This is a genomic window from Devosia sp. GW821-FHT12F11, assembly GCF_058806655.1.
On record NZ_JBXAPX010000002.1, the window covers coordinates 404165 to 427878 of the forward strand.

The window sequence follows — 23714 nt, forward strand, 5'->3', positions numbered from 1 at the left end:
ATGTCCGCCGCCGCCACCGACGCTGGGCACAGCACCGACCTGATCCGCCAGGTGCCGATCTTTGCCGAACTGAGCGAGGCGGAAGCCAGCGAGCTCTGGCATGCCGGCCAGCGGGTCAACGTCGCCCCCGGCGAGGTGTTCATCCGCGAGGGCGAGCAAGGCGGCTCGCTCTACATCATCCTCGCGGGCGCGGTTGAGGTGACCAAGGAGGATGGCGGTCACGAGGTGACTCTGGCGACGCGCGGACCAGGCGAGTTCCTCGGCGAAATGTCGCTGCTAGAGCAGGCGCCCCGCACCGCATCGGTGCGGGCCACCGAGCCGAGCGAGTTGCTGGCCATCGGCTCGGAGGCGTTCCGCCAGTTGCTGGCGCGCCGGCCGGAGGCGGCGGCAACGCTGCTGCGCACGGTGACCTCGCGGCTGAGGAGCACCGAGGCCTCGCTGGTGCAGTCGGACAAGCTGGCGGCGCTCGGCACCCTGGCCGCCGGGCTGGCGCATGAACTCAACAACCCCGCCGCAGCGATCCAGCGCTCGACCGGATATCTCAGCGAAGCGTTCGAGGGGTGGCGGCGCCGCACGGTCGAACTCAGCATGCTGGAGATGACACAAGAGGAGCGGCAGGGGCTGGCGGAACTCGAGCGCAGCATCGCCGATTGCCGGGCGACCCGCTGCTCGGATGCCGAAGCACGACGGATCGAGTCGCGGCTGAGCCAGCGGCTCGAAGCGCTCGGAATAGCCGAGCCCTGGGAGATCGCTCCGGCCATGGCGGCCTATGGCTGGTCGGTGGAGCGGCTGGAGCCGGTGCTGGCCACCTTTGCGACGGCGCATGTCGATCCGGTGCTGCAGTGGCTCGGGCGCGGGCTGGCAGCGCAACAACTGATGGAGGAGATCGAGGTCGCCTCCAAGGCCATCTCGGGCATCGTCAAGTCGGTGAAGGCCTATGCCTACCTTGACCAGGCGCCGGTGCAGGATGTCGACATCGCCATGAGCCTCGACGACACGCTGATGATCCTCAATCACAAGCTGAAGCATGGCGTGGCGGTCACGAGGATGTACGAGCCGGCCCTGCCCCGGATCGAGGCCTATGCGGGCGAACTCAACCAGGTGTGGACCAACCTGATCGACAACGCCGTGCAGGCGATGGGCGGCGAGGGCCGGCTCGAAGTGGGGGCCAAGCGGCTGGGCGAGGAGGTCGAAGTGCTGATCGCCGACAGCGGACCGGGGATCCCCGAGGAGGTCGGGCGGCGCATCTTCGAGCCGTTCTTCACCACCAAGGCACAGGGCGTCGGCACGGGTCTCGGGCTCCACATCGCACACAATATCGTGGTCAACCGGCACCGCGGGCGCATCAGTTTCACTTCGCACCCCGGACGGACCGAATTCCGCATTGTGCTGCCGCTGCGGCTCGGTCGCCCGGCGACACCGGAGAAGCCCCATGTCGTTCGATGAGGTCGGGCGCTGCGCCCATGACGCGTTGATCCGCGATGTCGAGCCGAGCTCGGCTGACACCTGTCCCGAGTGCGTGGCGCGCGGCGACGAATGGATACACCTGAGGGTCTGCCTCGTCTGTGGCCATGTCGGCTGCTGCGATGAATCGCCCAACCGCCACGCCCGCCGGCATTTCCACGCCACGGGCCATCCGGTGATCCAGTCCTACGAGATCGGCGAGACCTGGCGTTACTGCTTCATCGACGACATCGAGCTGCCGCCCGGCGAACCGCTGCGCCGGCGTTAGCCTAGAGGCAGGTGAGCGCAAGGCGCGTCAGCAGCGACACCAGTTCGGACTGCCGTCGCGTGCCGGTCTTGCGCATGACCCCCACCAGCTGGTTGCGCAGGGTCTGCTTGGAGACCTCTCGCTCCCTGGCGAAATCCGCCAGCGTGGCGCCGTTGAGCAGCGCCTCGGCCAGCCGAGCCTCGGATTCGGTGAGCGAAAAGGCGCGCCACAAGAGATCGGTCGGCAGCGACGACATTTCGAGGCTGCCGTGGATGATGAGCATCACCAGGGGCCCGGGGTCGAGGACAGCGTCGTGCAGCTGGTAGTGCTGGTTGCTGCGCAGGGCCAGGCGCGCAATGGCGAAATAGCGCTCGTCCATCCCACCCAGTACGATCTGCTGCACCGAGGTCGGGGCACGCTTCGACGTGGTCACACGCTCGACCAGGGTGCGCAGCTGGCCGTCGGCCTGCTCGTCGGCCGCGCGCAGGATGCCGTCGGCGCTGCTGAACGGACCGCCATGCTGGCGGCGCAGGGCCTCACCGTGGAAGTTGGAGTAGTGAATTCGCATGTCCTCGGAAACGAAGAACACGCTGAACGGCAGGTCGGCGACTACACCCTCCAGATAGCCGCGGCCGCCGGAGAAACGCGTACGACTGGCGATCTCGAAAGCCCGTTCGAAGTGCTGCGCGGCCTCCGACAGCACGCCGGCGATAATGGGGCGAAGCTCGGCCTGGCGCTGCGTCGAGTAGCGCACCTCGAGAGTCAGCTGGCGGGTGCCTTGGCGGAGCAGCACCACTCCCGACGACGCAGCGAAATCTCCCAGCCGGGCCACCCACTGATTGAACGGCGCTCCCGCCATCGCGGTGCGGTCGAGCAGGTGGTTGTCGTGGAAAACCTGGTTGGGGGCGAGCGCGGCGGTTGCCGGCAGGATCGGATTGAGTGCGGCATAGGTGGAGACGTAGCTCGCGACGGCGGCCGAGGCCAAGCCGCGGGACGCAAAGGCGAGGTTCGTGCCGGTTGCAACATTATCCGCCGAGGCGGTGACGATGCAGCCGGGAAAGCTCGCAGCGAGGATATCGAGAATGGTGTCCCAGTTCGAGCGGCCCAGCGCCATGTCATAGATGCAGCTGGTCAGACTGTTCTGCGCAAAGCCCATGCGTTTGTACTCTTCTTACCAGCGCCGAGAAGGTCACGCCCTCCTGCCGCAAGAACGTTGCCGTCCCGATTCTGCTGAGCTTCGGCGGTGGCCGTCGCCTGCAGTCCATCCTCGAGCTCACGGCCACTTCTAGCCCGGTTCCTGGCGTTTACCGCATGTATACCATGAGGATGGTTACCGGCCGCTGGGACCACAGCCAGGCACGCCGCTCCGATCAGGACACCGCACCCACGGCAACCGCTCGGCGGCCGGGCCGGTCCACCCGCGCTCGGGCAGGACGTGGCACCAGACAGTACATTCATACCAGGTTGGCGGATCGTTCGCACCGCGAGCACCGGACGGCTCGGCCTTGCACGTCTTAAATGAATGGTCGCGACGCACAGCTCACCCATAAGGGCAATCCATCCCACAATTCGGATTGGTAAATATGACGCTTCAATGTCATTTGCCTCATCATCGCCCTACGATAACTTTATTGTAGACGTTGTTCTTCTGAGTTCTTTTGCCGGGCGACAGCGGCGGGGGATTTCGGTCGCTGTTTATTTTCAAAGCGACTTTAATTCTCAGGAGAATAGAAGATGTATCGCGTTCTGCTTTCTGCCGCCGCCGTGCTTCTCGCAACCAACTCCGCCTTCGCTTGGGGCATCAACACCGCCTATATCACCCAGTCCTCACCCTTGGGGAGCAACGTCCAGATCGCCGTAACCAGCCAGAAGGGTGCGGCCAACTACTCCAACACCCTGCAGGTCGGTTTCCCCGGCTACCAGGCGGTGCATACCAAGCAGCGCGGTGTTGGCAACTTCTCCCACACCGAGCAGTGGGGATCCCTCCAGGCTTCGAGCACCACGCAGCACGGCGATTTCAACGAGGCCGTGACCATTCAGGATGGCCTGCTGCAGCTCTCCATCATCGATCAGAAGGGCACCGGCAATACCGCCGTCGTCAGCCAGGTCGGCGTCGGTCAGATCGCCATCATCACGCAGGAATAACCTGCGCGGGGCTCGCGCCCAGCGCGAACCAAAAACAAACGGGCGACGCCCTGCGCCGCCCGTTTTGCCCATATGCCGGCGTCTGATCAGAACTGCCCGGTAATTCCGGCGGTCAAGGTGAACGACCACATATCGCCGAAAGTCAGGAAGCTGCCGCCACGGTTGTCGTTGGGCCCCACATATGTGGCGTCGTCCCCAGCGACCGGGTCGGGGAATGCACTGGCGATTGCTGCCGGATCGCGCCCGATGGAGGCGACCCGCGACAAATACTCACCACCGACGCCGAAGCTCAACTGCATCGCCTCGCCGATGGCAGTCGTGTAGTTCGCCTGGGTCCGCACCGCGTAGGCGAAGCCGCTGTCATCGCCCATCTCGACGGCGTTTTCGACTGAGTGGTCGACAGGGCTCGGTACGCCGCCGGAGACGGCGTAGGTCTCCCGCACATCGTAGCTGGTTCCCATGAAGTAGGCGCCGCCTTCAAGACCTAGAGTAAGGCTCGCGGTCTCGGCGACAGGCATGGTGATGTTGCCGCCGACGATGCCGCCGACATAATGCGAGTCCAGCGTCTCATCGGTGGTCTGAGTATAGAGCGGATAGGCGAAATTGGCGGGCGCCGTGGGCTGCAGCTCGGCCGCGTCAACCGAGATCTCGGTCGCGATGCCCTGCCCCAGGAAGCGGTAGCTTGGTCCGGCATAGCCGGTGATGGTGGGTTCGCCCGCCTCGGGGGTCTTGGTGAGAGCGAAGGTCACGTCGCCGCCGGTATAGACGATGTCATGCGAGACGTCGGTGTTTACCGTCCAGCCTTCGAGGTCGCCGACCGCCAGGAAAACCCCGCCGGTTTCATCGGCGACGGCGCCGAAGGCATAGGCGAGGTTCGGGGCGCCCGTCTGCGTCGCGATGCCCACATAAGAGAAGCCGCTGCCCCCTGCGTCAGGATTGACGGCGTAGCCGTTGGTGGCGCCACCCGAGTTGGACAGGATGGCTGCCACCTGGTTCATGTCGGCAGTACCGCTGACCACGGCGGCAGCCGTCGGCCCCGCCGGATCGGTGGTCAGAGTAATCGTGCCTGTCGGCGTCGTGATACCCGGGATGAACAGCGAGCTGTCGTTGCCCAGCGCAATGGTGCTGCTGGAGCTGCGGGTCGCGAAGGACATGAAACCGGAGATGCCGAGCGAGCTGATGGTGCCATCCTTCTCACCCAGCTGCGTGGACGCGCTGACACCAACGAGCCCCCCCAGCGCCAGTCCATCGGACTCCAGCTCGACCTGACTGCCATCGACCTCGAAGTAAGATCCGACGACGCCGGGCAAAGCGTAACCCGCCACACCGGCGCCGATGGTCACGACCCAGGGGTTCCCGGGCTCCTCGATGACCAGTTGATCCAGGTCGGCGGCGCTGGCGGCCGTCGTCCCCAGCAGAACCGCGTTGATACCAGCCAAAAGCGCAACCTTCAGGCGCATGCCCCCACCCACCTTCAAATGAGCCAAGTATGATCAATGCCGGCAAAACCCCCGGCTTGCGCCACATTGTCGATAACCTGTTGAGAATTACTTAACCTTAACGAAGATTTGCGCAGGCACGGTTACGGGTGACTTGGCAACCAAGCAAGTGTCTGAAATCACTGCATAACGATTGGCCGCGACGGCCTATGCGGGAGGACAACGCAGGGCGGACAGACTTGCCCGCGCTGCCTGATCGACAGTCGGCGCAAGTACATTCGTCAGTACGGGAGGTGCGACCTGCTCAGCGGCGCTGTATGCGACCGAGCAGGCGTAGCTGCGGCGCCAGCGGGCGCGACCGGCGTCGGCGCTACAGCGCGAACGGCTTGAAGTGCTTGCTCAGCTTCAGCGTCTGGGCCTGGTAGTTCGAGCCCAGACCCGTGCCATAGAGCCGATCGGGGGCCTCGGCGAGGCGCTCGTAGATCAGGCGGCCGATGGTCTGGCCGTGGCCGAGCAGGAACGGCACTTCGCGGCTGCGGACCTCGAGCACGGCGCGGCTGCCGGTGCCGCCGGCGGCGGAATGGCCGAAGCCGGGATCGAAGAAGCCGGCGTAGTGGACGCGGAACTCGCCGACCAGCGGATCGAACGGCACCATCTCGGCGGCATAGGCCGGCGGGACGTGCACGCTCTCGCGGGATACGAGGATATAGAACTCGTCGGGATCGAGGATGAACTCGTCGGCGCCGCGCTTGATCAGCGGCTCCCAGTAATCGAGCACATCGAGATTATCCTTGATGTCCATGTCGATGACCGGGGTGTGGCGCTTCGAGCGGAAGCCAATCAGACCGTTGCGGTCGGCGCCCTTCAAGTCGATCGACAACAGCACGCCGTCACCGACCTCGGCGTTGGCGTCGAACACCAGGGTTTCGACATTGTGCAGCGATTTGTGCTCAAACAGGGTCAGCCGGCTGTCGCCGACGCGGAAGCGCATCTGGCTGAGGCGCGAGCCGGTGCGGACACGCACCGGGAAAGTGCGCGGGCTGATCTCGAGATAGAGCGGGCCCTTGTAGCCGTGCGGCAGGGTATCAAAGCCGCGGGCGTGGTCGCCGATGACGCGAGTGAAGACGTCGAGCCGGCCGGTGGAGCTTTTGGGGTTGGCGCCGGCCGACACGGTATCCGGCAGGTTCAGGCTTTCCTGCAGCGGCACCAGGTAGACGCAGCCGCGCTCGAGCACGGCGCTGTTGGTGAGATCGAGCTCATGCAGCTTCAGCGTCTCGATGCGCTCGGCCACGGTGTGTTCGCGACCCGGCAGGAAGCTCGAGCGAATGCGATAGGCGACCTTACCCAGCCGCAGGTCGAGGCTCGCCGGCTGCACCTGGTCAGCGTCGAAGGGGCGATCGGTGACGATGTTGCCGCGCGCCGCCAGACGCTCGATGAAACGGGCGGGAAACACGCCCTTGGCCCAAAGCTCACTATCCAATGGTCTACCCCGCAACCTGGATACATCCCCTAGCAACCTGAGGCGTTGACGCCAAGACGGCATGGGTCGTATATCCACGCTATGCGCCTTTGCGGTGACGCTTGGTGCATGGTGGTGATTTGGCCGGTCTGATTGCAGCCACCTAAAACAAGTCGCTAAAGGGACCTTCGAGCCGGCCGCCCATGCGTGCCGGCTTTTTTTGTTTTCGAGGCAAGGACATGTCGAAGTCGAAGAACCCGCTGAGCGACGAAAAGAACCGCGCCCCAGCCACGATGCTCGTCCATGGCGGCACGCAGCGCAGCCAGTTCAAAGAGACCTCGGAAGCCATCTTCATGAACTCGGGCTATTCATACCCGAGCTCGCAATATGCCGAGGACCTGTTCCTCAACAAGATCAACAAGCCGGCGCATAACTACTCGCGCTTCTCCAACCCGACGATGGAGATGTTCCAGGACCGGATGGCGCTGCTCGAAGGGGCGGAAGCGGCGCGAGCCTTCGCCACCGGCATGTCCGCCGTCACCAACGCGGTGATGAGCCAGGTGCGGGCCGGCGATCACATCGTCGCGGCGCGGGCGCTGTTCGGCGGCTGTCGTTATGTGGTCGAAGACCTGATGCCGCGGTTCGGGGTCAACTCGACGCTGGTCGATGGGCGCGACCCCGAGAACTTTGAACGGGCGATGCAGCCCAATACCAAGGTGATCTTCATCGAGACGCCGACCAACCCGACGCTCGAGCTGGTCGACATCGCCGCGGTCGCAAAGATTGCCAAGGCGCATGGCGCCAAGCTCATCGTCGACAACGTGTTCGCCACCGCCATGCTGCAGAAGCCACTGCAGCTGGGCGCCGATCTCGTCACCTATTCGGCGACCAAGCATATCGACGGCCAGGGCCGGGCGCTGGGCGGCATCGTGCTCGGCTCGAAGGCGCTGATCGAAGGCGACGTGCACACCCTGCTGCGGCAGACCGGGCCGTCGCTGTCGCCGTTCAACGCCTGGGTGCTGCTGAAGGGGGTCGAGACGCTGCCGATCCGCGTCAGGCAGATGACCGAGAGCGCCACCAGGGTAGCCGACTTCCTCGCCAACCATCCCAAGATCGAGCGCATCTCGTACCCATTCCACCCCTCGCACCCGCAATACGAGCTGGCCAAGCGGCAGATGGCGAATGGCTCGACGCTGGTGGCGTTCGAGGTGAAGGGCGGGCGCGAGGCGGCGTTCACGCTGTCGGACTCGCTGGCGGTGATCCTGATCTCGAACAATCTTGGCGATGCCAAGTCGCTGATCACCCATCCGGGCACCACCACCCACGCCCGGTTCACCGAGGAGGTTCGGCTGGAATCGGGGATCACCCCAGGCCTGCTGCGCCTGTCTGTGGGGTTGGAGGATGCGGACGATCTGATCCGCGACCTCGAGTACGGGCTCAGCCAGGTCTAGTTTGCCTGACTAGCTGGCGAGGAGTTCGGCGACGCGTCGGACGGACGAAATCGAAGCGATCTGCTCGGCCGTGAGGCTACGGCCGAGTTCGCGCTCGATGCCGGCGACAATCGCCATGTGGCCGAGGCTGTCCCACGCAGCGACCGAGGCCATATCGGCGCCGATGCCGATGCTGCCCGGGCAGTTGAGTGCCTCCCCAACGATGGTGCAGGCGCGTTCGTCAATGCCCATCGGGCGCCTCCCAGAACGGCCCGCGCATCCATTGATCGCGGAACATCTCGAAGTTGACGAAGTCGATGACGTCGCCGGTGACCGGGTTCTGCTTCTGGCGATGCCAGGTGCCGACGTGGTCGAACCCCAGCCGGCGGTAGCTGAAGATCGACGAGACATTGCGTGAATCCACCACGCCATAGAACCGCTCGATGCCGCAATGCGCGAAGAAGTGATTGAGCAGCCGGGCGCGGACCTCGACCACGACGTTCTTGCCCCACCAGTCGCGATCGTGCAGCGCGACTGTGCCATAGGCCGAACGATATCCCTGGAGCCGCACCATATGCGCACCGATGGCCATCTGCTTTCCTTTCGGAATGATGGCGAAGGCGAAGCGGTTTCTGGTGCGCGGCAGCGGGCCCCGCAGCACCCAGTGTCCCAGCGAACGGGGCTTGGAGGTCTGCATCAACCCGTTGAGGATGTCCGCGTCATGCCGCCAGCTGTTGGTGACGCGCAGCGCCTCGATCATCCCCATTGGCTTGAGGATGAAGCGCTCGGTTTCCAGCGGACCGATGACCAGCTTGCTCATTGGCGTTCGACCATGGCGCGGACATCGGCGCGCACGATCTTGCCGCGATCATTGCGCGGGATGGCCGGGACGGCGAATAGCCGGGACGGTACCGCCTCGTCGCGGACGCGGGTCCGGCACCAGGCCTTCAGCGCGTCAGGATCGAACTGCGCGCCGTCAGCCAGAACGATGGCCGCCGCTACCGCCTCGCCGGCAATGGCGTCCGGAATGCCGAAGGCGCAGGCCTCGGCAACGGCCTCGTGCCGCTCCAGCAGCATGTCGATCTCCTCGGCCTGGATCTTGATGCCACCGCGGTTGATTTCGGACTTGCTGCGCCCGACGAGGATGAGGTTACCCTGCCCGTCCAGCTCGCCGATATCGCCGGTACGGAACCAGCCGTCGGTAAACGCGGCCGCATCCAAGTCGGGGCGCTGCCAGTAGCCCAGCATCATCGAGGGGCTCTGCACCAATACTTCGCCGCGACCGCTGCCATCCGAGGCGATGGTGACGCTGCCGCCCCAGAGCCGGCCGATATAGCCGTCGCGCGCTTCGGCCTCGTCGAGGCTGCCGCCGCCGATCCAGTTGGCAGTCTCGGTCATGCCGAACATGTTGAACACCTGGCGCGTGCCGCACCATTCGGCGATGGCCCGCCAATGCTCGATCGAGAGCGGCGCCGAGCCGACATGCACGCGTTCGAGCACCGGCTCCGGTCGGGCCGAGAGGCGCAGCGCAAGCTTCCAGAAGGAGGGGACCGAACTCATGAAGCTGATGCGGTGCGACGTCATGTAACCGGAAAGACCGGCGAGTTCGTTGAGCGCCGGGCTGGGCCAGAGATGCACCCGCCCACCGGCCAACAGTGGCGTCAGCACGTTGCCGATGAGGCCGTGGCCGAAGAATACCGGCAGCACGCAGAGCGTTTCGCGCAGCACATGCGGGCCGATCTCGGCGATGTTCAGCGATGCCCGAGCGAACAGGCTCCGCACCGAATGAACGATGCCCTTGGGGCGGCCCGTGGTGCCGGAGGTCATCAGGATGAGCGCCGGATCATCGAGGCCCAGCGGCGCGGGCTGTGCCGTTCCCGTGGCCTCCAATCCCGGCCGCTGCGGCCCGAGCCAGAGCGCTGCGCCGGTGGTCCGCAGGACGTTGTCGCACTCTTCCGGCCGGAGGCCTGGATTGACCGCCACTGCGACGAGTCCGACTTCCCAGCAGGCGAAGATAGCGATCAGATAATCGACCGGGTTGGTCTCGGCTACCACGGCCCGCGCGCCCCGCGTCACGCCATGGCGCGACAGCTCGGCGGCCTTCTCCCTCGCGCGCTCACGGATACCCCCGGCGTCAAGCGTCGCGCCCGCACGGACATCGGTCAGCGCGGCGCGGGCCGGAAGCATCGCGATGAACGAGAGGTTCCCGATCATTGGGTGCCCCGCGGCACGATGCGCTGCAGGCCGCGGAAGGTGTGGCGGCGGACCTTGGAGAGGAAAGCCGTCGGCGCGGCCAGCACCGTGGCACCATCGACAAGGCGGGTGGCGAGACTGCTGGCGCCGCCGCCGGCGATGCGCCGGGCAACGTCTTCGGCCCCGGGAACGTCGAACAGGTCGGCGATCAGTTCGAGGCAGAGGCGCGCTTCGAGAGCGAGGCCCAGTTGCTGCGCCAGCTGTGGCAACGCAGCCACTTCATCGGCGGAGAGGTGGCGCCAGGCCTGTAGCACGTCGACCAGAAGGCGGAGTTGGTGGAACTTGTGGCCGAGAGCCGCATGGACCACCGCGACGAAGAACTGCGGCAGGCCGGCCGTCGCGTCGCGCCGACCACTGGCGGTGAACTCGGCATAACCAAAGCTGATGCGCCGGCGCAGGCCCTGATAATGCACGAGGTTGCCATGCACCTCGATCAGCAGTGCATCCATGTCGGGCTGGATCCACTTTTCTTCCTGGTTCTGCTCGGTGTGATCGAGCAGCGGTTTCCGGAACAGCTGGTAGCCGAGTCCGGTCAGCAGTTCGCCGATCGGCGCGCGGGCGGACGGCGCGACCATGATGTCAATGTCGGTGAACGGACGATCCGATGGCGTCGGGTAGATCTGGCGGGCGAAAACCGGGCCTTTGACGATCACCGCCTCGAGTTGCCCGTCGGCGATGTGGCGATCGACCTTGGTGGCGATGCCGCGCAGGTGCATCGACAGGCCGACGAGAAGCGTCAGCTCGCTCCGCGCGGCCCGAAGGTCGGGGGTGCTGTGCTGCGCGGCGAGCTTCCGCGTCACCACCGGCAGCACATTGTGATCGCGCGCCAGCTTGAGCAGCGGATCGACCGCGTCGGGGGGTAGCGCCGGGGCGGGCGCCTCGGGGTCGGCCAGGCTGCACAGCAGCTTGTCGAGCTCGGCAGGCATCATACGATGATCTTCTCGATATCGAGCGCCGCCAGCATGACCGGCGCCAGGTCCGTTGGGTTGGACCCGGCGGACAGCCGATAGGTGGGCACTGCCCGCACCAGCTCGCCGAGCCGCTTGAACAGTTCTCGTTCGCCCTCGGGCACCCCCACGCGGGTGGAGCGGACGTTGTCGGCGGCGGCAAGCGCCAGCACCTCGGCCTTGCTCACCGGCTCGCAGTGGCTCGTCGCCCTGCCGCTGCGTTCGAGCACGAAGATCGCGGCGATCTCGCGAGCCGCGATACTCTCAACGCTGACCGTGGTGCGGAGCGCCGACAGGGCCAGGGGGCGCTCGTCCTCGGCACTCCAGTCGCCGCTCAGCAGCGGCTGCACCCAGGGCAGCATCTCGGCGGTGCGACGGTGCACTTTGAGGTTTCTCGGCATGCCCCAGGCGGTCGGGCGATCGCCGCTGACGTTGCACGCCATCGCATCGTCGGCGCAGAGGCCAAGGCCACCGGCCGCGAGCGCGAGGGTCGAGGTGGTCTTGCCGGCTCCGCTCTTGCCGAAGATCAGCGCCACGCGACCATCCGGCAGCGTCAATCCGGCGGCGTGGACCAGAAACTGCTTGGCCGCGAGGAGCGCAGCCTGCAGGGCCAACTGCCCACAGGTCATAACGATGCGCTCCTCGGCGCCCGGCGCCACGATGATGGTGGCCTCGCGCGCCTGGTCCGAGAGGGTCAGTGAGATAACGCCTGGGAATACCAGGACGCGCCCTTCGGGACCCTGCCAGAAGCAGGCGTCACCCTCATCGAGGATCGGCCCTTCATAGAGCAGGTCTGCTCCACCCGGCACCGACAACGGTTCGCCGGAAGTGATGGTGACGCCAAAAGCCAGCGGCGCGGTCGGCAGCGGGCGCGAGCGGCCGGCGAAGATGCGGCCGAAGAAATCCACCAGCACCGGCTGGATGGCGCTTACGCGCAACGAAGCGCCCTGCAGGTCGAAGAACTTCTGGATCAAACACTGGCTCCCTGCGGGTCCGCAGGCCCGATCGCCGGAGCCGCGTGCACGTGGATCTGCACCTGGCCTCGGATGCGGGTATTGATGACTTCGACGCCGTCCAGCGTCACCCAACAGTGGGCGCTCAGACTTGGCTGACCCATGGACTTTGGGTCGACAGAAAAATGCAGCCGCGGCTCGTATCCACAGCGGCGCAACGCGGCAAACCCCACCAGCCCGGTGCGGAGGCAGCGATTTTTGCGCAGCAGGATCGGCCAGCGCGCGACGCGGCGGACGGCCCGAGCGATATATGGCACGGGGAACTGCGGCCAGCTATTGGGCGGCACCGACGAGGCGTCTGCGAGGATCTCGGAGAAGTCGCGCCCGGCGATGCGCGCGGGGAGCGTGCGGGCGTTGATCCAGAGCCGCAGGCGGAACGCCAGCCGGTCTAGCGGCCCGGGGCGTGGCGTGTCTCGGGGCTCACGCGGCATGCACGATGATGCCTTCTGCAACCAGACCGGCAATCAGCTCGGGCAGGTCGTCGGCAACCGTCGCGGCGTCGATCTCGAATTCATCGGCCATACGGCGCGCCACGTCTTCGACATTGCGGACGCCATCGAGATGCTGAAGGAAGGACAGCGAGGTGTCGTTGCACGAGTAGAGCTGTCCGCTGCCAAGCAGCAGGATAACAGCGCCCTCACCTACCTGTTCGAACGAGACATCGTCGCCGAGGCGGTACACTGCATCCATCTACACACCAGATCTAGATCAACAGGGCTGGATCGGCTGCCGGTCCAGCGGTCTACGATGCCGATCCCAGACAGGAGATCGGGCACATGACGCAAATACGGGATTGGGGCGGGCAAGAAGCCCACCCCAATTGATCGTCACGCAGGCTTGCTGCTGGCGGCCGAGATCGACGCAAGCTTCTGCTGCTTGACGAGCGCGGGCTTGTTGTATGGCTTCTTCATGTCAGGCACCCCTGAAGTCTGCCCCAATGCAGACACTCAGCGGTAAGGTACCAAATCCCAAGGCGGACGTGAACTCACGTCTGCTGCACGGAGCGGGGAAAACGCACAACAGGCCGACGCAAACAGCGCACGGATCGCGTCAGCCGGAGTGGTCTAGACGGATCAGATTGGAGGCTTGCTCGCAATCGTGGCAGTGATCGAGGTCAGCTTCTGCTCTTTGACGAGCGTCGGCTTGGAATAGGTCTTCTTCATACTGATCCCCAATGTTTGCGGTAGGCAATTCTGGTTCTAACGCGGTTGTCGCGCCGCCTCAGATCACGGCGGCGGCGGTGCACCTTTGCTGGACACGGCAGTGATAGAGGTCAACTTCCGCTCTTTCACGAGAGTCGGCTTGCTGTAGATCTTCTTCATTCTCATCCCCAATTCGATGCTCGGGCTAACCTCGTTCAACCCGGATCATCGGGTCCACGGGTCAGCCTGGCGGGAGCGAACCCTTGCTGGAAACGGCAGTGATCGCGGTCAGCTTCTGCTCTTTGACAAGCGCCGGCTTGGCATACGTCTTCTTCATAACTCTTCCCATGCGCCCCCAAAGGCGCTGTGACGGCGGATCAGCGAACTATCGCGAATCTGAAAACTCACTCCGTGCTGTTGACGGAAAGGGAAACCGGAGCAGCGCTCCGGTTCCTCCAGATCACGATACCTTGCTGGAAACCGGCTCGGCAGTGATCGTAGTCAGCTTCTGCTCTTTGACGAGCACCGGCTTGGAATAGGTCTTCTTCATAGTATGCCTCAAGAAATTCCCCTGCCTGAACAGCAGGGTAGCTGCAAGTTAGCAGAGTCGAGCCGAACCGCAACTGCCAGGTCTAGGGTTTGCGGTAGAACATCACCCGTTGGGCAAGCTCTTTGCCCTCGAAGCGCGTCACTTCGGCGATCAGGTTGCCGAAATGGCCGTTCAGCGCCAGGGGCTGGTCGGTGAGTTGACGCGCCGCCGACATCGGTTCGGGCGCCTCCACCGTCTGCGGCAGGCTGACGCTGGGTGGCTTGGCCCGGAAGTCGTACAGCGTGACGGTATATCTGGGCATCGACATTTCCATCGCCTGAGCTGGGATCGCGATGCCCCAGGATAGCGAAACCTTCCTGACAGTTGGCTGAACTCGCCCGACCTTGCGAAGAATTCACCCACCTTACCAAGCCCTAATGCGACTTCTTGACCGGCACGCTCTACTTTAGGTGCAATGGGCATTGGGCTTCCAAGGTGCGGCGATGAAGCGGTGGTTGAAATGGATCGTCCTGGTGGTGCTGCTCGGCGCAGGCGGCGCCGGCTGGCTGGTGTTCAGCGCGCCTGCCAAGGATGAGGTGCCGCGGACGACGCCGGTGGCGCGTGGCAATGTCGAGGAGACGGTGCTGGCGTCCGGGGTGATCCAGGCCAGTTCGCTGGTCAGCGTCGGCGCCGAGGTTTCGGGCCGGATCAAGACACTCAACGTCCAGTTGGGCGACGATGTGAAGGCCGGCGACGTGATCGCCGAAATCGACTCGCTGAACCAGCAGAACGCCGTGAAGGCGGCGCAGGCCTCGCTCGCCAATACCGAGGCGCAGAAGACCATCCAGACCGCCAACCTCGGACAGGCCAAAACCGCACTCGAGCGGGCCGAGAAGCTGAGCCCGCAGAAGCTGATCTCGGACGCCGACCTGCAGGCGGCGCAACTGGCGGTGCAGACGGCCGAGGGCCAGTTGCAGGCGATCGAGGCGCAGATCCAGCAGGCACAGATCAATGTCGAAGCGGCAGAGCTCAACCTCGACCGCACCAAGATCGTGGCCCCATCCGACGGCACGGTGGTCGCCGTGTCGGTGGAAGTGGGACAGTCGGTCAACGCCAACAATTCCTCGCCGACCATCGTCAAGCTCGCCAACCTCGACAAGATGGTGGTGAAGGCCGAGATCTCGGAGGCCGACGTGCCGCGGGTGGAGCCGGGACAGCAGGTCTATTTCACCATCCTCGGCGACCCCGATACCCGCATCAACGCGACGCTCCGCGCCGTCGAGCCGGCGCCGGATTCGATCGCCTCGGACGACGCCACATCGAGCTCGTCGAGCACTGCAGTCTATTACAATGGCCTGTTCGACGTGGATAATCCGGGCCACAAGCTGCGTATCTCGATGACGGCGCAGGTGACGATCGTCCTGAAATCGGCCGATGACGTGCTGACGGTGCCCGCCTCGGTGCTGGGTCGCAAGGGTCGCGACGGCAGCTATACGCTTCAGGTTTGGGACCAGCAGCAAGAGGCCGCCGAGCCCAGGCAGGTCACCATCGGGCTCAACAATAACGTGACGGCGGAGGTGCTCTCGGGGCTCGAGGAGGGCGATCTCGTGGTCAATACCACAGCAGCCGCTCCGGCGACCCGCAGCGGTAACGGCCAGGGCGCCAACCGGAACATCCTCGCCGGCGGTGGCCCGCCGGCTGGGTTCGGGCGCTGAGGCCGAGGCGATGACCGAACCGCTGATTTCCATCCGGCAGTTGCGCCGGGAATACCCGGTCGGCGCCGAGAGCATCACGGTGCTCAGGGATATCGACCTCGACATCGAGGCTGGCGAGATGATTGCCATCATCGGCCAGTCGGGCTCGGGCAAATCGACGCTGATGAACGTGCTGGGCTGCCTCGATAATGGCTGGACCGGCGCATATCGGCTGGCCGGACGCGACATCGCCCGGCTGGCGCCGGACGAGCTGGCGGAGCTGCGGCGCGAGCATTTCGGCTTCATCTTCCAGCGCTACCAGTTGCTGGCCGATCTCGATGCGCTCGAGAATGTCGAGGTGCCGGCGATCTATGCCGGGGCCCGCAAGGAAGCGCGGCGGGAGCGGGCGCATAAGCTGCTGGAGCAGCTGGGGCTGGGCGAGCGGCTCACCCATCGGCCCAATGCGCTGTCCGGCGGCCAGCAGCAGCGGGTGAGTGTGGCGCGGGCGCTGATCAACGGCGGCGAGATCATCCTCGCGGACGAGCCGACCGGAGCGCTCGACTCAAGGAGCGGCAAGGAGCTGATGGCGCTGCTCAAGGAGCTCAACGCCGAAGGCCACACCATCATCATCGTCACCCACGATCCGACCGTGGCGGCGCAGGCCGACCGCGTGGTGGAGCTGAGCGACGGCGTGATCATCGCCGATCGACGCAAGGACAACGCCGCCGGGCCCGTGCGGAAGGCCGCCGAGACGATTAGACGGATCCCGCGCTGGCGCGAGGCGCTGGACCGGGTCGGCGAGGCGTTCCAGATGGCGCTCCGGGCGCTGTCGAGCCATCGGCTGCGCACCTTCCTCACCATGCTCGGCATCATTATCGGCATCGCCTCGGTGGTGTCGGTGGTGGCGCTGGGGCAAGGCAGCCAGCAGACGGTGCTCGACCGGATCAGCTCGATCGGCACCAACACGATCAACGTCATGCCCGGTACCAACGCCGCCGACCGGCGGCGCGATGCGATCCGCACGCTGGTACCTGCAGATGCAGCGGCGATTGCGGCCGAGAAATATGCCGACAGCGTCACGCCGCAGGTGTCGAGCAGCGGCCAGGCGCGCTATCGCAATGTCAGTGCTGCCGCGCAGATCCAGGGTGTTGGCGCCGATTACTTCCGGGTGAACAACCGCAGCTTCGTCGAGGGTGCCGCCTTTGATGAGGCCAGCACCAGTTCGCTCGCCCAGGTGGCGGTGATCGACACCACGGCGCGCGATACCCTGTTCACCAATGGCGAAGATGCGGTCGGTCAAGTCGTGCTGGTCGGCAATGTGCCGCTGAGGATCATCGGCGTCGTTGCGGCGAGCACCAACAATTTCGGGCCGCAGTCGAACGCGATCAGCATCTGGATGCCCTACACCACCGCAATGTCGCGCATCCTGGGGCAGAGCTGGCTCTCTACCATCACCGTCCGCGTCGCCGACAGCGCTGATGTCACCGAGGCACAGGCGGAGATCCAGGCGCTGCTCGAGCAGCGGCACGGCACGGTAGATTTCAGCCTGCAGAACACCGACACGATCCGCGAGACCATCCAGTCAACCTCGCAGACGCTGACGCTGCTGATTTCGGCGATTGCGGTGATCTCGCTGATCGTCGGCGGCATCGGGGTGATGAACATCATGCTGGTGTCGGTGCGCGAGCGGACCCGCGAGATCGGGGTGCGCATGGCGGTGGGGGCGCGACAGGGCGATATCCTGCAGCAGTTCCTGATCGAAGCGGTGCTGGTCTGCCTGATCGGCGGCACGGTGGGCGTATTGTTGTCGCTGGGGATCGGCTTCGGCGTCGAAAAGCTGGTGAGCGGGCTGAGCTTCATCTACTCGCCGACGACGATCATCGCGGCGTTCGTCTCTTCGAGCCTGATCGGCGTGCTGTTCGGCTTCATGCCGGCGCGCGCGGCGGCGCGGCTCGATCCGGTGGTGGCGTTGGCGAGCGAGTGAAGCGACCGCCTCGTCACCAGATGCCGGGGACCCAGCGGAAGCGGACCCTGTGCATGTAGTCGGTATAGCCCGCGAGTTCCTCCCTGAGGGTCGCTTCCTCGGCGAGGGTGCGCAAGGCCAGGGCGACAGCGCAGAAGACGGCGGGGATGACTGCCACCAGCGAGCCCAGCGCCAGCGCCGTACCGATGCCGAGCGCCACGCCGCCGACATAGCCGGGATGGCGGACCGTCGCGTAGGGGCCGGCGTCGATGACCTTGTGGCCGCGATCGGTCTGGATGCGCACCGTAAGTTCGAAGTGCCGGTTGACGCCCTGCGCCCAGGCGGTGAGCCAGAACCCGGCGGCAAAGATCAGGTAGCCGAGCCAGACCACGCCATCAGACAGTTGCGACCAGCCGAAGCGGTAATCGAGTCCGGCCACCGACAGGATGGCCGCCATCGAGGTGAGGGTCACCGCGACGAAGGCGAGGTCCCATGGCTTGCTGCCAGCCTGGGGCTTCCGCCTGATGGCGAAGAGTTCGGGGTCGACGCGCCAGATGTAGACGATCGCCACGAGGATCGCGACGACGAAGCTGGCGAGGTACCACCAGCCACGGTCCCAGGCGAGCGTGCCCGCAGGCGGGAACAGCAGCGCGGCCATGACGAGGAGCGTGATGGCGAGTGAGCCGAGCGCGCGGTACTCGTCGGAACCGAACCTGGGATGTGTGGCGTCGGACATGGGAGGCCTCCGCAGACAAGGGGATTTTACTCCCGTTGATGTGACGGAGTCACGCGCGATGCACACCGGCCCTCCCTACGCTGCCCGATGGATGGGGAACGGAGAGCTCATCCAAACTCGGTGTCATCCCAGCGAAAGCTGGGACCCAACTCGCCGCAGCGCAAGTGGATGAATGGGTCCCAGCTTTCGCTGGGATGACACCTTGTTGGGGGCGCAACATCGCGCCCACCCGGGTTACCAGGTACGGCAGTCCTAATGCTGGTGCGAGTGCTGCTCGTCGAACTCGTGCGGCTTGAAGTGGTAATCGGCCGAGCAGAACTCGCACACCACCTCGATCTCGCCGTCGACCACCATCTCCTGGCGCTCCTCGGCCGAGAAATTGTCGCGCAGCATGGCCTCTATCCGTTCGGCCGAGCAGGTGCAGCGCTCCTCGAGCGCGATCGGCTCGAACACGCGGACGCCGGTTTCGTGGAACAGCCGGAACAACAGCCGCTCGGCAGAGACATCCGGGTCGGCCAGTTCGTCGTCGCCGACGGTCGAGAGCAGCGCCCGGGTGGTCGTCCACTTGTCGTCTTCGACGAAATCCGGATCGGCCGTCTCGGGGTTGTCGAAATCGCCGTCGCCCGGCAGGTCCGGCATCACCGACTGACCGTGCGGCGGCAGGAACTGCACCAGCGCGCCACCGGCCCGCCACTGCGGGCCACCGGCGCCGCGCACCGAATGCTCAGCAACAGCGAGGCGCACCAGCGTCGGGATCTGCTCGGACTGCTGGAAATAGGCGTGCGCCACATCCTCGAGCGTACCGCCCTCGAGCGCCACGATGCCCTGATAGCGCTCCATATGGACGCCCTGGTCGACGGTCATGGCGAGGTGGCCCTTGCCGAGCAGCTGGCCCGGCTTGGTCTCGCCGCGCTCGATCGCCATCATCACCGCGTCGGCATCGAAGCGGGCATAGCCGCGCAGGCCATCCGGCGCATCGAGGTCGACGACGATCAGGTTCACCGGACCATCGGTCTGGGTCTGCATGATGAAGCGGCCCTCGAACTTCAGCGACGAGCCGATCAGCGAGGCCAGGACCACGGCTTCGCCAAGCAGGCGCGCCACCGGAGCGGGGTAGTTGTGGCGGGTGAGGATCGCATCGAGGGCCGGCCCGAGGCGGACCACGCGGCCGCGGCTATCGAGCCCTTCGAGGGTGAAGGGCACCACGACATCATCGCCCGACTCCGGGCGATCGAGGCCATAGGTGCTGAGCTCAGTCTGAGTCATCCATAATCCAATCTCGCGGGAACGACCCCGCTCCGCTATCGGATCGGGGTCCCGCGCTGGTTCGTGTCGCGCATAACAGTGTCGCAGAACGGCTAGATGTTCTGCCGGTCAGATATTCTGCCGGTCTTGGCCCAGGGCCCAACAAAGGATCGCCTTCTGGGCGTGAAGCCGGTTCTCGGCTTCATCAAAGACCACCGATTGCGGCCCGTCTATGACCTCGTCGGTCACCTCGTCGCCGCGATGGGCCGGAAGGCAGTGCATGAACAGCGCGTCCTTGTCGGCCAAGCCCATCAATTGGGTATTCACCTGGTAGGGTTTCAAGGCCCGGCGGCGTTCTGCGGCGTCGGTGTCGCCCATCGACACCCAGGTGTCGGTGATGATGAGGTCGGCGCCGCGCACCGCTTCCTGGGGATCCTCGATCAGCTTGACCGCCGCGCCGGCCTTCTTGATGTCGGCGAGCAGGTCCTTTTCCGGCGCGTACTCCTCGGGAACCGCGATGGTCAGCTCAGCGCCGAACAGCTCGGCGGCGTTCACCCAGCTGGCCAGCACGTTGTTGCTGTCGCCGACCCAGGCCACCTTGGCGCCCTTGATGCTGCCGCGGTGCTCTTCGAAGGTCATGACGTCGGCCATCACCTGGCACGGATGGGCGCGGCGGGTCAGGCCGTTGATCACCGGTACGGTGGCGGCCTCGGCCAGATCGAGCAGATCCTGGTGAGTGAGGATGCGGATCATGATCGCATCGACATAGCGCGACATCACCTTGGCGGTGTCGGCGAGCGTCTCTTCCCGGCTCAGCTGCATTTCCTGGCCGGTGAGGAAGATGGTTTCGCCGCCGAGCTGGCGCATGCCGACATCGAAGCTGACGCGGGTACGGGTGGACTGGCGCTCGAAGATCATCGCCAGCACCTTGTCCTTGAGGAGCTGCGGTCGATCGCCCTTTTTCAGTCGCTCTTTGAGTTCGACGGCCTGGTTGAGCATGCCGCGCAGCGTCGTGGCATCGAAATCGTCGAGATTGAGGAAGTGCCTAGGTGGGGTAGCGGTCATTTCGGGACCTCTCCTTTTCGGAACGCGCCGAGCGGGAGCTGCTGTCTCCCGCCCTTCAGATCGCGTGCCGTGAATGGGATCAGGCGGTTGCCTTGCTGGGGGCCTCGGCCTCGATGGCCTCGAAGACGGCCGCGAGCTTGCCGACCGCCTCCTCGATGTCGGCTTCGGTCACCACCAGCGGCGGCAACAGGCGAAGCACGTTCTCATTGGCAGTCATGGCCAGCATGTGATGCTCGTCGCGCAGCCGGGCCGCCACGTCGCGCACCGGCGAGGCGATGCGGATGCCGGCGAGCAGGCCCTTGCCGCGTAGCTCGAGGACCTGGCTCGGGAAGCGCTGCGCCAACTGCTGCAGGTGCCAGTTGAGCCGCTGGCCCATCTTGTCGACGTGATCGAAGAAGCCGGGCGCCAGCATGCGATCGAGCACGGCGTTGCCCATGGCCGAGGCCAGTGGGTTGCCGCCATAGGTCGAGCCGTGCGTGCCGGGGATCATGGACTTGGCCACCTCGCCCTTGGCGAGGCAGGCGCCCAGCGGGAAGCCGGCGCCGATGCCCTTGGCCACGGCCATGATGTCGGGCTCGATGCCGCTCCACTCATAGGCGAAGAACTTGCCGGTGCGGCCATAGCCGCACTGCACTTCATCGAGGATCAGCAGCATGCCGTGCTTGTCGCAGAGCGCGCGCAGGCCCCGCATATACTCGGCGGTCATGGCGGTAACGCCGCCCTCGCCCTGTACCGGCTCGATCAGGATGGCGCAGGTTTTTGGCGTGATGGCAGCTTCAACGGCCTTCAGGTCGCCGGGCGCCAGGTGCTTGAAGCCCTCGAGCGGCGGGCCGAAGCCTTCGAGATAATGCTCGTTGCCGGAGGCGGCGATCATCCCCATAGTGCGGCCATGGAAGGAGCCGGTGAAGGCGATGATCTCGTAGCGGTCCTTCTCGCCCTTGGCCCAGAAATAGTGCCGGGCAGTCTTGACCGCGCACTCCACCGCTTCGGTGCCCGAGTTGGTGAAAAAGCACGCATCGGCGAAGGTGTTCTCGACCAGCCGCTGGCCGAGCCGTTCCTGCTCGGGAATGGTGAAGGTGTTGGCGGTGTGCCAGACCCTCTCGGCCGCCGCCTTGAGCGCCGCCACCATGTGCGGGTCGCCGTGGCCCAGCGCGTTGACCGCCACGCCGGCGTGGAAATCGAGGTAGGGCGTGCCGTCCTGCGCGAACAATCGCACGCCCTCGCCCCGCTCAAAAGCGAGGTCGGACCGGGCATACGTACCGTACAGCGCAGACATATTCGCACCCCTTTCATGGGCTCGTTCCGGGACTGTTGCAAAAGCCCCACAAAAACCAAAAACGCGCTGCGAAAATGCGGCGCGTTGCAGGCTCTCCATATGCCTTTGTGGAGTACTTAAGTCAACGGAAACGGGGCTTGCCGCCCTCAAGTGCCTGATTTGAAGCGGCTTCCGACGACGGCCAAATTGCAGACGCTTTTTCCCCGTGTAAAACGGCAGCGACTCTTGCACCGGATTCCGCGACCCGTGTAGTATCAAGGCATTGGGACACGATATCTCGTGTGGCGGACCCATCAGACCTACGATGCGTAGCGTATCGGGCTGTTGCTGAGGCAACGGCACGGCTGAGGAGTCTGTCAGAGTCCTGAATGGCGGTTTAGGAGCGGATAGTTGATGGGCTGGACTGAAGAACGCGTCGAGCTGCTCAAGAAACTTTGGCTTGAGGGGCTGAGCGCCAGTCAGATCGCGGGCGTATTGGGCGAAGGCGTTACCCGTAACGCGGTGATCGGCAAGGTGCATCGGCTGAAGCTCTCGGGCCGCGCCAAGCCGGCGACGTCGACGCCGCGGGTGCGCAGTGCACCGCGTCCCGCCGCCCGCCGCGTTTCCTCGCCGGCCAGCACCTCGCGTTCGAGCGGGTTGGGCACGGTGATGAAGACCCGCAACTCGATGAATGTCGGGAGCGGCGGTGGTGGCGGTGGCGCCATTCACGGCGCAACGGCCCTGAAGATGGAAGAGGAATTCGCGGTCGAGATGGAGATGGCGCCGCAGGCGGCCGAGCTCTTCATCCCGGTGGAGCAACGGCTGACCCTGCTGCAGCTCAGCGAACACACCTGCAAGTGGCCGATCGGCGATCCGCTGACCCCGGACTTCTATTTCTGCGGCCAGCACTCGAACGAGGGTAAGCCCTACTGCGAGTTCCACTCGCGCCGGGCCTACCACCAGATCGACAAGAAGAAGCGCTGAGCGTCGCATTGATTTCAACAAAGGCCGGGAGCGATCCCGGCCTTTGTCATTTTGAGGGTCTCGACGAAGCGGGAGGACAGCATGGCGACAACCACCTACCTGGCGCTGCTGCGTGGCATCAATGTCGGCGGCAAGAACAAGGTGCCGATGGCGGGGTTGAAAAAGCTGCTGGAAGAGATCGGGCTCGAGGATGTCTCGACCTACATCGCCTCAGGCAACGCCATGTTCCGCTCGAAACTCGCGGCCCCCAACATTGCCAGAGAGATCGAGGACGGGCTGACGGCGACGTTCAAGCTCGATGACGAGCTGGTCAAGGTGCTGGTGCTCAGCCACGAGCAGCTCAGGGCCATTGTCGACAAACGGCCCAAGGGGTTCGGCGACGAACCCGACACGTATCACAGCGACGCGATATTCCTGATGGATATCGACCGCGACGAGGCCTTCGCGGTGTTCAAACCGCGCGACGGCGTCGACAAGGTGTGGCCCGGCGAGGGCATGATCTACTCGCAGCGGCTCAGCGCCGAACGGACCAAAAGCCGGCTCAGCAGGATCATGGAGTCGCCGCTCTACAAATCGATGACCATCCGCAGCTGGCAGACGACGCGGAAGCTGCTGGAATTGCTGGAGGCGATGGAGCGGTAGTCGCGCTCGAGCCCCCTCAAACCGCCACATCTCGCCTGTAGCCCCACCCCTCCCATCCTCCC

25 protein-coding genes and 1 riboswitch are annotated in these 23714 nt (G+C 65.1%); of the genes, 8 read left to right on the forward strand and 17 right to left on the reverse strand.

From position 1 onward, the window contains the following. Positions 1-1446, forward strand: coding sequence for a sensor histidine kinase (locus AC1ROK_RS07545; RefSeq protein ID WP_492845411.1), 1446 nt, complete (start codon positions 1-3; stop codon positions 1444-1446). After that, positions 1433-1732, forward strand: a complete 300-nt coding sequence (locus AC1ROK_RS07550; protein WP_492845413.1) for a UBP-type zinc finger domain-containing protein — start codon at positions 1433-1435, stop codon at positions 1730-1732. Before AC1ROK_RS07545 ends, AC1ROK_RS07550 begins: the two co-directional genes overlap by 14 nt. A gap of 1 nt (position 1733) precedes the next feature. Here the strand turns inward: AC1ROK_RS07550 and AC1ROK_RS07555 are convergent, their stop codons facing one another. Next, complete coding sequence (locus tag AC1ROK_RS07555; RefSeq protein WP_492845415.1) at positions 1734-2867, reverse strand: helix-turn-helix transcriptional regulator; 1134 nt, start codon at positions 2865-2867, stop codon at positions 1734-1736. A gap of 578 nt (positions 2868-3445) precedes the next feature. Here AC1ROK_RS07555 and AC1ROK_RS07560 point away from each other — a divergent pair. After that, positions 3446-3856, forward strand: coding sequence for a hypothetical protein (locus AC1ROK_RS07560; RefSeq protein WP_492845416.1), 411 nt, complete (start codon positions 3446-3448; stop codon positions 3854-3856). A gap of 86 nt (positions 3857-3942) precedes the next feature. Here AC1ROK_RS07560 and AC1ROK_RS07565 read toward each other — a convergent pair whose 3' ends face one another. Both AC1ROK_RS07565 and AC1ROK_RS07570 read right to left on the reverse strand, forming a co-directional pair. Next, entirely contained in the window at positions 3943-5316 is a 1374-nt protein-coding gene (locus AC1ROK_RS07565) for a hypothetical protein (protein ID WP_492845418.1), read from the reverse strand. A 349-nt stretch (positions 5317-5665) separates the two neighbouring features. Further along, the gene (locus tag AC1ROK_RS07570; RefSeq protein ID WP_492845420.1) at positions 5666-6775 is read right to left on the reverse strand and encodes a 2'-deoxycytidine 5'-triphosphate deaminase; all 1110 of its coding nucleotides are present in this window, start codon (positions 6773-6775) and stop codon (positions 5666-5668) included. A 101-nt stretch (positions 6776-6876) separates the two neighbouring features. Beyond that, positions 6877-6955: riboswitch (SAM riboswitch) on the forward strand. 38 nt (positions 6956-6993) lie between these two features. On the opposite strand from AC1ROK_RS07570, the gene metZ reads away from it, so the two are divergent. Beyond that, complete coding sequence (metZ, locus tag AC1ROK_RS07575; RefSeq protein ID WP_492845422.1) at positions 6994-8205, forward strand: O-succinylhomoserine sulfhydrylase; 1212 nt, start codon at positions 6994-6996, stop codon at positions 8203-8205. A 9-nt stretch (positions 8206-8214) separates the two neighbouring features. On the opposite strand, the gene AC1ROK_RS07580 is transcribed toward metZ, so the two are convergent. The 10 genes from AC1ROK_RS07580 to AC1ROK_RS07625 all read right to left on the reverse strand — a co-directional run bounded on the left by AC1ROK_RS07580 (position 8215) and on the right by AC1ROK_RS07625 (position 14390). Continuing rightward, entirely contained in the window at positions 8215-8436 is a 222-nt protein-coding gene (locus tag AC1ROK_RS07580; RefSeq protein ID WP_492845424.1) for an acyl carrier protein, read from the reverse strand. Next, a complete protein-coding gene (locus AC1ROK_RS07585; protein WP_492845426.1) occupies positions 8426-9004 on the reverse strand; it encodes a GNAT family N-acetyltransferase in 579 nt (192 codons plus the stop codon). Before AC1ROK_RS07585 ends, AC1ROK_RS07580 begins: the two co-directional genes overlap by 11 nt. After that, positions 9001-10398: a class I adenylate-forming enzyme family protein gene (locus AC1ROK_RS07590; protein ID WP_492845428.1), complete on the reverse strand. Its 1398-nt coding sequence runs from the start codon at positions 10396-10398 to the stop codon at positions 9001-9003. Before AC1ROK_RS07590 ends, AC1ROK_RS07585 begins: the two co-directional genes overlap by 4 nt. Continuing rightward, entirely contained in the window at positions 10395-11366 is a 972-nt protein-coding gene (locus AC1ROK_RS07595; protein WP_492845430.1) for a nucleotidyltransferase family protein, read from the reverse strand. Before AC1ROK_RS07595 ends, AC1ROK_RS07590 begins: the two co-directional genes overlap by 4 nt. After that, complete coding sequence (locus AC1ROK_RS07600; RefSeq protein ID WP_492845432.1) at positions 11363-12358, reverse strand: hypothetical protein; 996 nt, start codon at positions 12356-12358, stop codon at positions 11363-11365. Before AC1ROK_RS07600 ends, AC1ROK_RS07595 begins: the two co-directional genes overlap by 4 nt. Next, on the reverse strand, positions 12355-12828 hold the full coding sequence (locus AC1ROK_RS07605; RefSeq protein WP_492845434.1) for a lasso peptide biosynthesis B2 protein: 474 nt from the start codon (positions 12826-12828) through the stop codon (positions 12355-12357). Before AC1ROK_RS07605 ends, AC1ROK_RS07600 begins: the two co-directional genes overlap by 4 nt. Next, the gene (locus tag AC1ROK_RS07610; protein WP_492845436.1) at positions 12818-13087 is read right to left on the reverse strand and encodes a PqqD family protein; all 270 of its coding nucleotides are present in this window, start codon (positions 13085-13087) and stop codon (positions 12818-12820) included. The genes AC1ROK_RS07605 and AC1ROK_RS07610 overlap by 11 nt, the downstream gene beginning before the upstream one ends. A 536-nt stretch (positions 13088-13623) precedes the next feature. After that, positions 13624-13719 carry a putative RiPP precursor gene (locus AC1ROK_RS07615; protein WP_492845438.1) on the reverse strand — a complete coding sequence of 32 codons (96 nt, stop codon included), beginning with the start codon at positions 13717-13719 and terminating at the stop codon, positions 13624-13626. Between the two features lie 61 nt (positions 13720-13780). After that, the gene (locus tag AC1ROK_RS07620; RefSeq protein ID WP_492845440.1) at positions 13781-13876 is read right to left on the reverse strand and encodes a putative RiPP precursor; all 96 of its coding nucleotides are present in this window, start codon (positions 13874-13876) and stop codon (positions 13781-13783) included. Between the two features lie 295 nt (positions 13877-14171). After that, positions 14172-14390, reverse strand: a complete 219-nt coding sequence (locus AC1ROK_RS07625) for a hypothetical protein (protein ID WP_492845442.1) — start codon at positions 14388-14390, stop codon at positions 14172-14174. A gap of 181 nt (positions 14391-14571) precedes the next feature. Here AC1ROK_RS07625 and AC1ROK_RS07630 point away from each other — a divergent pair, with 181 nt between their 5' ends. Further along, positions 14572-15783 (forward strand): efflux RND transporter periplasmic adaptor subunit, encoded by a 1212-nt coding sequence (locus tag AC1ROK_RS07630; protein ID WP_492845444.1) that lies wholly within the window; start codon positions 14572-14574, stop codon positions 15781-15783. A gap of 10 nt (positions 15784-15793) precedes the next feature. Next, entirely contained in the window at positions 15794-17746 is a 1953-nt protein-coding gene (locus tag AC1ROK_RS07635; RefSeq protein ID WP_492845446.1) for a MacB family efflux pump subunit, read from the forward strand. 13 nt (positions 17747-17759) lie between these two features. Here AC1ROK_RS07635 and AC1ROK_RS07640 read toward each other — a convergent pair whose 3' ends face one another. The 4 genes from AC1ROK_RS07640 to AC1ROK_RS07655 all read right to left on the reverse strand — a co-directional run bounded on the left by AC1ROK_RS07640 (position 17760) and on the right by AC1ROK_RS07655 (position 22047). Then, entirely contained in the window at positions 17760-18461 is a 702-nt protein-coding gene (locus tag AC1ROK_RS07640) for a methyltransferase family protein (RefSeq protein ID WP_492845448.1), read from the reverse strand. Between the two features lie 252 nt (positions 18462-18713). Beyond that, on the reverse strand, positions 18714-19727 hold the full coding sequence (locus AC1ROK_RS07645; protein WP_492845450.1) for an Hsp33 family molecular chaperone: 1014 nt from the start codon (positions 19725-19727) through the stop codon (positions 18714-18716). Positions 19728-19835: 108 nt separating this feature from the next. Beyond that, positions 19836-20771 carry an ornithine carbamoyltransferase gene (gene argF / locus AC1ROK_RS07650; protein ID WP_492845452.1) on the reverse strand — a complete coding sequence of 312 codons (936 nt, stop codon included), beginning with the start codon at positions 20769-20771 and terminating at the stop codon, positions 19836-19838. A 79-nt stretch (positions 20772-20850) separates the two neighbouring features. Continuing rightward, positions 20851-22047: an aspartate aminotransferase family protein gene (locus AC1ROK_RS07655; RefSeq protein ID WP_492845454.1), complete on the reverse strand. Its 1197-nt coding sequence runs from the start codon at positions 22045-22047 to the stop codon at positions 20851-20853. Positions 22048-22440: 393 nt separating this feature from the next. Between AC1ROK_RS07655 and AC1ROK_RS07660 the strand changes: the two genes are divergently transcribed. Together AC1ROK_RS07660 and AC1ROK_RS07665 are read left to right on the forward strand one after the other, a co-directional pair. After that, entirely contained in the window at positions 22441-23010 is a 570-nt protein-coding gene (locus tag AC1ROK_RS07660; RefSeq protein ID WP_055047983.1) for a GcrA family cell cycle regulator, read from the forward strand. Positions 23011-23091: 81 nt separating this feature from the next. Next, positions 23092-23652, forward strand: a complete 561-nt coding sequence (locus AC1ROK_RS07665; RefSeq protein ID WP_492845457.1) for a DUF1697 domain-containing protein — start codon at positions 23092-23094, stop codon at positions 23650-23652. Positions 23653-23714: the final 62 nt, after the last annotated feature.